This window comes from Jeotgalibacillus sp. ET6, from assembly GCF_029667115.1.
In the GTDB taxonomy this organism is placed as follows: Bacteria; Bacillota; Bacilli; order Bacillales; family Jeotgalibacillaceae; genus Jeotgalibacillus.
The window spans coordinates 1-279 of the sequence record NZ_JARUIU010000069.1; the positions used below are offsets into that span (position 1 = coordinate 1).

A 279-nucleotide genomic window follows, 5' to 3' on the forward strand; every position below is an offset into this window, starting at 1 on the left:
CGTTTCTTCATCACCTTGTTGATAAGCAGCCCTTCATTAAAATCCCAGATTGGAAAAATAGTTCAGCCTGTCATGAAGCCGCTTTTTAATGTTTCGGGGTGTTAAGGAACGCGATCATGATTCTGTTTGGAGTTTTGTGGAATATATTGTGAAAGGATTTAACTATCAATACCTGCATCGTCAGCTGGTCTTCGCTCAGTCGGTAGCCGGCAAGAGGACTTGAACCCCACTTGTCTTGATTTTTCCATTCATAATGATTCATTTTCATTCTACTTCCCT

Annotated in this window: 1 protein-coding gene; it reads right to left on the reverse strand. The window is 40.9% G+C overall.

Annotated elements, in window-relative coordinates; all coding sequences use genetic code 11:
• Positions 1-85 precede the first annotated feature (85 nt).
• The coding region (locus tag P6709_RS19870; RefSeq protein WP_278242631.1) for a hypothetical protein at positions 86-279 on the reverse strand (194 nt) is incomplete at its 5' end.